General features: G+C 65.8%; 10 protein-coding genes. 7 read left to right on the top strand and 3 right to left on the bottom strand.

The genetic code is table 11. From position 1 onward, the window contains the following. Positions 1 to 376 precede the first annotated feature (376 nt). Positions 377 to 967, top strand: coding sequence for a response regulator transcription factor (locus tag H0921_RS14675; RefSeq protein WP_228499790.1), 591 nt, complete (start codon positions 377 to 379; stop codon positions 965 to 967). Positions 968 to 998: 31 nt separating this feature from the next. Here H0921_RS14675 and tadA read toward each other — a convergent pair whose 3' ends face one another. After that, positions 999 to 1,445: a tRNA adenosine(34) deaminase TadA gene (tadA, locus tag H0921_RS14670; RefSeq protein WP_390622568.1), complete on the bottom strand. Its 447-nt coding sequence runs from the start codon at positions 1,443 to 1,445 to the stop codon at positions 999 to 1,001. Positions 1,446 to 1,983: 538 nt separating this feature from the next. On the opposite strand from tadA, the gene H0921_RS14665 reads away from it, so the two are divergent. From H0921_RS14665 to H0921_RS14650, 4 genes are all read left to right on the top strand, one after another. Then, positions 1,984 to 2,166, top strand: coding sequence for a hypothetical protein (locus H0921_RS14665; protein WP_194539257.1), 183 nt, complete (start codon positions 1,984 to 1,986; stop codon positions 2,164 to 2,166). 232 nt (positions 2,167 to 2,398) lie between these two features. Beyond that, on the top strand, positions 2,399 to 2,824 hold the full coding sequence (locus H0921_RS14660) for a hypothetical protein (RefSeq protein ID WP_194539256.1): 426 nt from the start codon (positions 2,399 to 2,401) through the stop codon (positions 2,822 to 2,824). A gap of 177 nt (positions 2,825 to 3,001) precedes the next feature. Further along, a complete protein-coding gene (locus H0921_RS14655; RefSeq protein ID WP_194539255.1) occupies positions 3,002 to 3,898 on the top strand; it encodes a ThiF family adenylyltransferase in 897 nt (298 codons plus the stop codon). Continuing rightward, on the top strand, positions 3,855 to 5,099 hold the full coding sequence (locus tag H0921_RS14650) for a hypothetical protein (RefSeq protein WP_194539254.1): 1,245 nt from the start codon (positions 3,855 to 3,857) through the stop codon (positions 5,097 to 5,099). The genes H0921_RS14655 and H0921_RS14650 overlap by 44 nt, the downstream gene beginning before the upstream one ends. An 8-nt stretch (positions 5,100 to 5,107) precedes the next feature. Here the strand turns inward: H0921_RS14650 and H0921_RS14645 are convergent, their stop codons facing one another. Then, on the bottom strand, positions 5,108 to 5,854 hold the full coding sequence (locus H0921_RS14645; RefSeq protein WP_194539253.1) for a site-2 protease family protein: 747 nt from the start codon (positions 5,852 to 5,854) through the stop codon (positions 5,108 to 5,110). Positions 5,855 to 6,106: 252 nt separating this feature from the next. Between H0921_RS14645 and H0921_RS14640 the strand changes: the two genes are divergently transcribed. Next, on the top strand, positions 6,107 to 7,237 hold the full coding sequence (locus tag H0921_RS14640) for an aminotransferase class V-fold PLP-dependent enzyme (RefSeq protein WP_194539252.1): 1,131 nt from the start codon (positions 6,107 to 6,109) through the stop codon (positions 7,235 to 7,237). A gap of 173 nt (positions 7,238 to 7,410) precedes the next feature. Continuing rightward, positions 7,411 to 7,956 carry a pantetheine-phosphate adenylyltransferase gene (gene coaD, locus H0921_RS14635; RefSeq protein WP_194539269.1) on the top strand — a complete coding sequence of 182 codons (546 nt, stop codon included), beginning with the start codon at positions 7,411 to 7,413 and terminating at the stop codon, positions 7,954 to 7,956. Positions 7,957 to 7,998: 42 nt separating this feature from the next. Here the strand turns inward: coaD and H0921_RS14630 are convergent, their stop codons facing one another. Next, the gene (locus tag H0921_RS14630; protein ID WP_194539251.1) at positions 7,999 to 8,403 is read right to left on the bottom strand and encodes a hypothetical protein; all 405 of its coding nucleotides are present in this window, start codon (positions 8,401 to 8,403) and stop codon (positions 7,999 to 8,001) included. Between the last annotated feature and the right edge of the window lie 61 nt (positions 8,404 to 8,464).

Below are 8,464 nucleotides of genomic sequence, written 5' to 3'. Positions count from 1 at the left end.
CAGGCGTTGGCGCAGTCTCCGAATTTCCGAAATCTCACCACGCTGGACGTGAGGGACAACGAGATTGGCGAGGCGGGGCGAGAGGCGCTGCGGAACTCGCCGTATTTGCGGCGGTGCGAGATACGTTTGTGAGGCGGGGGGGAGAAGGAATGAGAAGGAATGTTGTTGTGGCCTTCGCTCTATCGCTTGATTTACGGGGATTGATTTCGGGGAACCTTGAAGGACGATTCGCCGCGACGATTCGCCAGGGTTTTCTGGGGGGGTTGTGAGCGGTTTCACAGAACGAGGAGGAGCCGGCGGGGGTGTCCGACGTGGGTGCCTGCTTGTGGACGGCGGGCGGGATCGCTATGGTGAAAGGAAAGGGAGGACAGAAGCGATGAGTGGAAGCGTAGCATCTGCGGTGCGTCCGTTGAGCAGTGGTGGTGAGATGAGCCGGGCTGCGGGGACGGCGAGTCCAGGGTCGGCGGCGTCGGGGAACGCGAGCGGCGCCGCGAGCAGCGGCCAAGCGGGCAATGCGGCGAGCAGCCATCCGGCTCCGGCCAGTGCAGCGGGTGTAGCCAACCGCAGCGGGCAGAAGTTGATCCTGGTGGTCGATGACGACCGGGAGATGGTGGACGGTCTGCGGGCGGTGCTGGAGCGGCACGGCTACCGGGTCATCCACGCCCACGACGGGCATCAAGGGAAGCAGGCGATTTATCTGCACCGACCGGACCTGGTGATCCTGGACATGATGATGCCGCGGATGGGCGGCTTCCCCGTGCTGGAGCATTTCCGGGATAAGAAGGACGCTCCGCCGATCATTATGATCACGGCCAACGAAGGCAGCCGGCACAAGGCGTATGCGGAGTATTTGGGGGTGGTCGATTACATCCGCAAGCCGTTTGCGATGGAGCGGCTGGTGGAGGCGGTGAACCGGGTGCTGCGGGGAAGCGGCGGCGGGGAGTCGGGCCAGACGCCCGCGAGCTGAGGTGCGGGGGCTAGTCGAAGCGGCGGCCTGTTTACTTGCGGCCCCACCGGCGGCGCTGTCGGAAGAAGTCGGTGAGTAGGGCGGCGCAGCGGTCGGCCAAGACGCCTCCGAGGACCGGCAAGCGGTGCGGCAGGCGGGGGTCGGAGGGGATCTGGTAGAGGGAGCGGCAGGCGCCGGCCTTGGGGTCGTCGGCACCGTAAACGATCAGGGCCAGGCGGGCATTAACGGCGGCGCCGGCACACATCGCACAGGGTTCCAGAGTGACATAGAGGATGCACTGCTCCAGGCGCCAGGAGCGCAGGGCATTGGCGGCCTGGGTCAGGGCGATCATTTCGGCATGCGCGGTGGGGTCCTGGAGGCGTTCGCGCTGGTTGTGGGCGGCGGCAATGAGGCCACGCTGCGGGTGGACAACGACCGCGCCCACGGGTACCTCGTCCTCCTCGGCGGCTTGGGCTGCTTGCTCCAGGCCCAACTCCATGTGATAGACATGAAACGGGTGCTGCGGGTCGCGCCAGGCGGGGGCCAGCGGTGTCAGACCGCTGTCAGAGTCAGGAGGGAACGGCCAATCGAGCAGATTCATGGCAGTCGCCGCTGGGTCAGGAAGCAGGGGAGGAAGCCGTTTTCCCCCGCCGCGCGGGTCCGGCCTCCTGGACCGCAGAAGGAAGCGAGGGAAAGCCCAAAGCCTGTGTAAAGCCGACACGCCGGCCTGTTGCCAGCATTGTAGCGGGCAGGGCGCAAGGAGGTGTTTATCGCGGGCCGGCAAGAGCGGTTCGTTTTTTCGCGGAGTCTCCCTTGTGCGGGTTCTGAGTGCGGTTATGATGGATGTAGCGGTTGGGCTGTCCAAGTGGGTTGGGAGCGGGACAGCCAAGACCGCAAGCTGCCGCAAGCGGGTTCCGGCGGCTTCAACTCCTGCGAGGGGTCTTTTCTCTCCCTGAAGGAAGCGGAGCCCGAAGCGGCAGGCGGTCGCCCTAGGAACGCTCCGGCATGTGGAGGTCTGTAGGAAGAAGGAGGGAGTCATGGATTTCCGTCCGTTGGCTGAAGCGGAACGCCGGCAACTGTTGGCCGCCCTGCGGGGCAACGCCGATCGCGGATTGGCCCTGCTCATGGACCGCCGGGATACCAGCTTTGTCGGTACGACCGAGGAATTGCCCGCCGAACAGGTCATGACCGCCGTCAAGTCGGTCCCCTGCCACTATTGATGGCCCCGTTGCTGGCCATGTCGCCGGAGGAATCCGGGCGATAGGCAGTAGGCTGGAGGAACTGGCGCCGGGCGGTCTTCCGGAGGCGAAGGACTCTAGCCCGGTGCCTGAAAAACTGCCGGAGTCAGCGTTACCACCCGCTAGGACACGGCCAGAGTTATCCCAAGGCGAGACCCTTGGAGGCTGCCGAGTCGGGAACGACTGGCCACCAAGGTTTGATGTCTGCAGAGTCATGGGACTGCTCGACAGCGAACAGGGGAAGCGCCGGCTCCTGACCGTCGAAATCCCAGCGATCGAGGCGTACAACGAGGGGCGCGACCCGCACTATCGCATCACGGTGCACCGGAAGGACAGCATGCTGATCCTGTCCTACCGTCTCAAGCCGTGCCACAACATTTACCAGTGCGAGACGCGGCTGCTCTCCAGCTATCCCCTCGTGCCGCCGGAGACGCGGATCCTCACGCCGCTGAAGCACTGTCCGCACTTACTGGACGGTCAAACGCTCTGCTTGTGGCGGCAAGGCTCGACGCGGGCGAGCAGCCGGTGGGACCCCGCCCGCTTCACCTGCGTCTTTGCCGTGCTGGCGGCCTGGCGCTGGCTGGCTTGCTACGAGGTCTGGTACGAAACCGGGGAATGGCCCCTGCCGGAAGCCAAATGAGCTGGGGGAAGCGACCCATTCCCCCACCGGGCCGGCGCAAGCCGCGGCGGCGCAGCTTCCCCTCTTGTGCCCTGCCGCCTCACAGCCAAGCCCCACTTGCCCGGCCAACGCTCGCCCCGATACCACCGACGGCACGGCAGCCGCAACCGCATCCCCTGCGCGCTTCAGGAGATGGCCATGGCCCGACTGTTCCAAGCTGGAGTCGGCAGCGGCGGCATGGTCGTGTTGGACCTGCTCTGCCGAGACAGCCAGATCGAGCAGATCGTGCTGGTGGAACCGGATGTGTATGCTCCGCATAACGTCGTCCGGCATCTGTTTCCCCCCTCCGCCATTGGACGGCGGAAGGTGGAGGTGGCGGCGGAATGGGTGCGCGAACGCCGGCCCGATCTGGCGGTGCAGACGTTCGCCTGCAACCTGCATGATGCGGCCTGGCAAGGGGAACTCGCGGCAGCGGCCCAGGCTTGCGATGTGGGAATCTGCGCGGTGGACAACGAACCGGCCAAGTATGCCTTCGACGCGCTGATGCGCCGGGCGGGCCGGCCCTGGACGCTCGGCGAAGTGCTCAGCGGGGGGATCGGCGGCTGGGTCCATTGTTTTGTGCCGGAAGGCCCCTGCTATGGCTGCGTGGCCAGTTACCTCCAACGGGAAGTGGTGGAAGCGCCGCCGTCGCCGCCGCCGGATTACTCCCAACCGCAGGCGGCCCAAGCGGAGTTGACCATTCCCGCGTCCGCCGCTGCCATCCATGCCATCGCCTCGCTGCATGCTCTCGTCACGCGCGAGCTGCTTCAAGCTGTCTGGGGCAAGGACGAGGAGAAGAAGAAGGAGGAAGCGAAGGAGAGCGGCGGGGCGAAGGATGGGGAGGGGACGAAGGAATCCCCCCTCGGCTTCACTTCCCTGCTGTGGAGCTTGCAGCGGGTCGAAGGCATCTTCGACGAGCCATTCCGCAGCTACCGCTTCCGCATCGCCCGTTCGCCCACCTGTTTGCTCTGTTCGGTCCGGGATCGCGGCGTCGGTCCTGGGGAGGCGTTGGATGTGGCCCTCGATCAGGCGCTGGCTCGACTGGCACCGCCCTGACCGCAGCCAGTGCATGGCGCTGCGTGCCGGCCTGCGCTCCTTCCGCTGGAGCTACGAGCATTTGGGCCTGGTGGCCCCGGCGGACGCCATTCCCTGGGTGGCGGAAGCCGTCCGGCTGGAGATCACCCTCGCCGGCTCGGACCTGCTCGCCTGCCGCCGCACGGACTTCACCCTCCACGGAACCAGCGAAACCCCTCTCCCCTGCCAGGACATTCAGCGCGTGCAGCCGGGTCTGTACCGCCTGGAGTTCCGCTTCCCCTTGTCGGCCGTCTGGCCGGCCGCCGTGCAATTCTGCTGGCGCGATTACACGCTGCTGAACCTGACGCTGCCGCGCTTGACGCAAGAGGATTACCTGCGCAGTGTGCGTTGGCGGAGCTGGGGCGTGGCCATGCGCTGGCGGCAGAAAGCGGTCACGGCCCGCTGTTTCAGCCGTCGTTCGCTGCGGGGATTGGCCGCCGCCGTCCTCGTCAGTTCCCCCCACCGCCTCCTGCCGCTGGCCTCCCTGCAACCCCACCTGTTCGTCCAGGGTCTGCCGAACGGCCCCCACTTCGAGCTGCCCCTGGTCCTCACCGCATCCCAGCAACTGGACACGGAAGCCCTGCTCGCCGTCCCCTTTCCCCAAGCCCTGCTCCAGAGCCAGCAGTGCCACTGGCAATGGCGCACCACGGGATACTCTGGGCATGCGGAAACCATCACCTTCCTGCCGCCCCAGGAATGGGAGCACCAGGTGGTCCTCCGCGATGCCTGTTTCTACCTGAACACGAACCGGGGGTGGGTCCGCCATACGGAGGCTTCCCTGCCGCACGAATCGGGCCTCTTCGCCCCCTGTTTCCTGTTGCAAGCGCCTCCCGGTTCCGCCGGTCTGCTTCCGCTGACGTTTTACGCCCTAACTTCGCAAGCCCCCCGTCTCCGCCGCCTGCGCCAGGAATGCGTCCTGGTCACCGACGCCCCCACCCCCTACATCCCCGGCCTGTTCCACTTCCAGGATTTCCCGCAACTGACCAGCTTGGAACTGCGTCACGGCTCGCGCATCCTCAGCACGCTTTCCCTCAGCCGCATCCCCCAAGCCCGCTTCACCGCCGAAGGCGGCTTTCGCCAAGCCCCCGACGTGGTCTGGACCGAATCCGCCGAAGCTGAACTCTGGGAACGTCTCCAGCGCCTCTCCCGCCTTGGCCCGAACAACAAACATCCCGGCACCTGACCCGCCCCTCACCAGCGGCGGTAACGTTCGTGTTGCAGAAGCTGATAGCTTTGCCAGGCGAGCAGCCCGAAGAGCAAGGCCGTCCACCACGAGCCGAGGGGAACCCACGGAGGAAGGACGCGGGACAAAGGTCCGCCGCCGCGCAGCTCTTCCCACCATCCCAGCAGGCCGTAAAGAGCGAGGAGGGAAGCGGTCCAGAGGGAAATCTGGAGGGACAGATACCGGCCTGCCCCTGCCCGCCAACCTTCGCACACCTCCCGGCAGACCTGCCCGCCATCGAGAGGATAGACCGGCAGAAGATTGAAAATCCCCCAGTACAAATTGACGACGATCAGCAGGTGGTAGGTGAAGGCCAGCTCGGTGGGGGCGCCGCGGACCGGCCAGGGGGTGAGGCGGGCCAGACCGTAAAGCACCGCCGCCAGAGCAAACCCTGCGAAGGGACCGGCCAAAGTCACCACAATCCGCGCACCCCGCCGATAGGGAACGCGATCCGCCACGGTCAGGCCGCCAAACATCCACAAAATGATCGCCGCCGCACTCCCATGATAACGGTAAGCCAGCGCATGCCCCAACTCATGGACCAGCACGGCCACAAACACCACAGCGATCCAGAGCAGCCAGTAGAGCAAACCCATCTGGAGAAACGAGCCGCCCAAGAGCGCCGCCACCAGCCAGAACAGCGGATGCACCCGCACCGGAAACCCCAGACAGCGGAAACGTACATCATAAGCCGTCCGTTCCGGATCGTCGAACACTCTTGTCCTCCTTCCCCCCTCTGCTCTGACGGCCGCCCTGGAGGGATTGTAGGACTCATCCCCGATCAGCGGTATAACCATACCCAGAGAGTGCTCGCCCCACTGGCCGCCGCCCTTGAAGCGTGGACCTCGAGGGGAACCTGAACCTGAGACCGACGAGCGACAGACCCCGGAATCCCAGGCTAAGACGGAGGCCACAGGCCGGCGGGGGGCAAGGCAGCGGCGCTCTTCCGGGCCAAGCGGGAGCCAAGCATGGACTGGACAGCCTTGCGGGATGAGTTTGCAGCCGTCACCGGACGCTGGGCCTTTCTCGATCACGCAGCGGTGGCGCCTTTGCCGCGCTGCGCGGCCGCCGCCCTGCACCAGTACGCCCAGAGCCTCGCGGAAAATGGCGTGGCCGCTTTCCGGATTTGGTTCGACCGCGTGGAGCAGGTCCGCATCCTCGCTGCCCAACTCCTCCATGCCCCCAGCCCGGAAGACATCTGCTTCATCCCGAACACCACCTGGGGCATCAACCTGATTGCGGAAGGGTTCCCCTGGCAGGCGGGGGATAATGTGGTCCTGGCGGCGGAGGAGTACCCGGCCAATCAGTATCCGTGGCTGAATCTGGCCCCTCGCGGCGTGGAAGTGCGACGGGTCCCCAGCCGGGGAGCGCGCCTGCTGCTGGAAGACCTCTACGCCGCCTGTGACAGCCGCACGCGGGTCCTCAGCATTTCCTCGGTGGAGTTTGCCAGCGGCTTCCGCAACGACCTGGCCGCCCTGGGCGAGTTCTGCCAGAAGCGCGGCATCTTTTTCTTCGTCGATGCCATTCAGTCCCTCGGCGCCTTCCCCCTCGATGTCCAGGCGCTGCCGATCGACGCGCTGGCCGCGGACGGCCACAAATGGCTGCTCGGCCCGGAAGGCGCCGGCATTGCCTACATCCGCCGGGAGAAGCTGGAGATGCTCCATCCGCTCGGCGTAGGGGCGTTTAGCGTGGTCCGGCCCTGGGAGTTTTCCCGCATCGATTTCACCCTCAAGCCCCACGCGGGACGCTACGAAGGCGGAGCGTACAACATGGCGGGGATCACGGCCTTCGGCGCCTCGCTCCAGATGCTCTTGCAGGCCGGCATCGAGCGGATCGCCGAGCGCATCCTGGAGCTGACGGACTACCTCTGCGAGCAGGCCCAACGGCGGGGGTGGACTGTCTTCAGCAGCCGGCTGGAGAAGGAGAAATCCGGCATCGTGTCGCTGATTCATCCGGTCTGGCCGGCCCGCGAGGTGGTCCGCCGCTGCCGGGAACGGGGCGTGGTCGTCAATGCCCGCGCGGAGCGCGTCCGCGTCAGCCCCCATGCCTACAACACCCGCGATGAAATCGACCGCTTCCTGGACGCCGCCACACCCTGACCCGGAGGCGGAACGGGACGCCGCGGTCCCTTCCGCAGCACGGCCACCGGCGCCATCCTCCGCTTCCCCGACTTGCAGTAGGATGGACTGGAGAACCCGTGGCGCTGCTGCCGATCCACACTCGGCCATGCATCCCCTCCGCGGGAGAAACCGAACCGCCTGGAGACGCGACCGTGCCTGCTCCCCTCAATCCCCGCTATGCCGTCTACACCGGCACCTTCGACCCGGTCCATCTCGGACACCTGGATATCATCCAGCGCGGCAGCCAGCTCTTCGACCGCCTCATCGTCGGCGTCGGCATCAATCCGGAAAAGACCACCCTCTTTTCCATCGAGGAGCGAGTCGAGTTGCTCCAGCAGGTCGTGCAGGGCATTCCCCGCGTGGAGATTCAGCCGTTTCTCGGCTTAGCCGTCCGCTTCGTGCGCGAGGCTGGCGCCCGCATCATGCTCCGCGGCCTGCGCACCCTCTCGGACATGGAGTACGAGTTCACCATGTCCCTGATGAACCTCCATTTGGACCCGGACATTGAGACGGTCTTCCTCATGGCCAAGGAAGAGTATTCGCACATCAGCAGCTCGTTGTTACGCCAGATTGCCATGCTCGGCGGGGACCTGAGCCGATTTCTGCCCGATGTGGTGCGTCAGGCTTTGGAGGCCAAAGCAGCGGCGGGACAGATTCTGCCGGCCCATTGCACCGGCCCATTCCGCGGCGGCCACTGAGGCGTGGTTCACGGATTTTTGCCCGCTTTCCCGAAGTCTTGTTCACGGTGTCTTGCCGGAAAACGGCGGAATGCTCACCGGCGGGGCGGAAAAGGGCGGCGGGGTTGCACCGGGCGGCGGATTCTGCGGCTTCAACCCTGTACTGCCGGGAACATGGCTGCCAGGAATGCTATTCCCACCGGGGCTGCTTCCCCCCTTGTCGCTGGCCGGATTGGTCCCCGACCCGCTCCCCCCACCGGTCCCTTGCGTCTGCTGGCTGAGGATCTGCCCCAGCTTCTGGAAGAAGGCGCTGGAATCCTCGGTCACCTTCTTCGTATCCACGACCGTCTGGATTTCCGCCTTGCCCCCTTCCCCTTTCTGGACCGAGAGGCGGTACCAGCCGCAGTACCACCCCACCACCGCGAAGGCGACGACGGCAAAGCCGATCAGGGCAAACAGATTGCGCATGGCTTGTGCTCCCAGGTCCGAGAAACCGCAGGTTCCGGCAGGGTACCGCTTACCCGCCGCA

The organism is Thermogemmata fonticola, assembly GCF_013694095.1.
Classification (GTDB): domain Bacteria; phylum Planctomycetota; class Planctomycetia; order Gemmatales; family Gemmataceae; genus Thermogemmata; species Thermogemmata fonticola.
This window is presented reverse-complemented; position numbering and strand designations above follow the sequence as displayed.

Coding starts and splice junctions, on each gene's coding strand:
- H0921_RS14675 (WP_228499790.1), top strand. CDS start 377: ATGAGTGGAAGCGTAGCATCTGCGGTGCGTCCGTTGAGCAGTGGTGGT.
- tadA (WP_390622568.1), bottom strand. CDS start 1,445: ATGGAGTTGGGCCTGGAGCAAGCAGCCCAAGCCGCCGAGGAGGACGAG.
- H0921_RS14665 (WP_194539257.1), top strand. CDS start 1,984: ATGGATTTCCGTCCGTTGGCTGAAGCGGAACGCCGGCAACTGTTGGCC.
- H0921_RS14660 (WP_194539256.1), top strand. CDS start 2,399: ATGGGACTGCTCGACAGCGAACAGGGGAAGCGCCGGCTCCTGACCGTC.
- H0921_RS14655 (WP_194539255.1), top strand. CDS start 3,002: ATGGCCCGACTGTTCCAAGCTGGAGTCGGCAGCGGCGGCATGGTCGTG.
- H0921_RS14650 (WP_194539254.1), top strand. CDS start 3,855: ATGTGGCCCTCGATCAGGCGCTGGCTCGACTGGCACCGCCCTGACCGC.
- H0921_RS14640 (WP_194539252.1), top strand. CDS start 6,107: ATGGACTGGACAGCCTTGCGGGATGAGTTTGCAGCCGTCACCGGACGC.
- H0921_RS14630 (WP_194539251.1), bottom strand. CDS start 8,403: ATGCGCAATCTGTTTGCCCTGATCGGCTTTGCCGTCGTCGCCTTCGCG.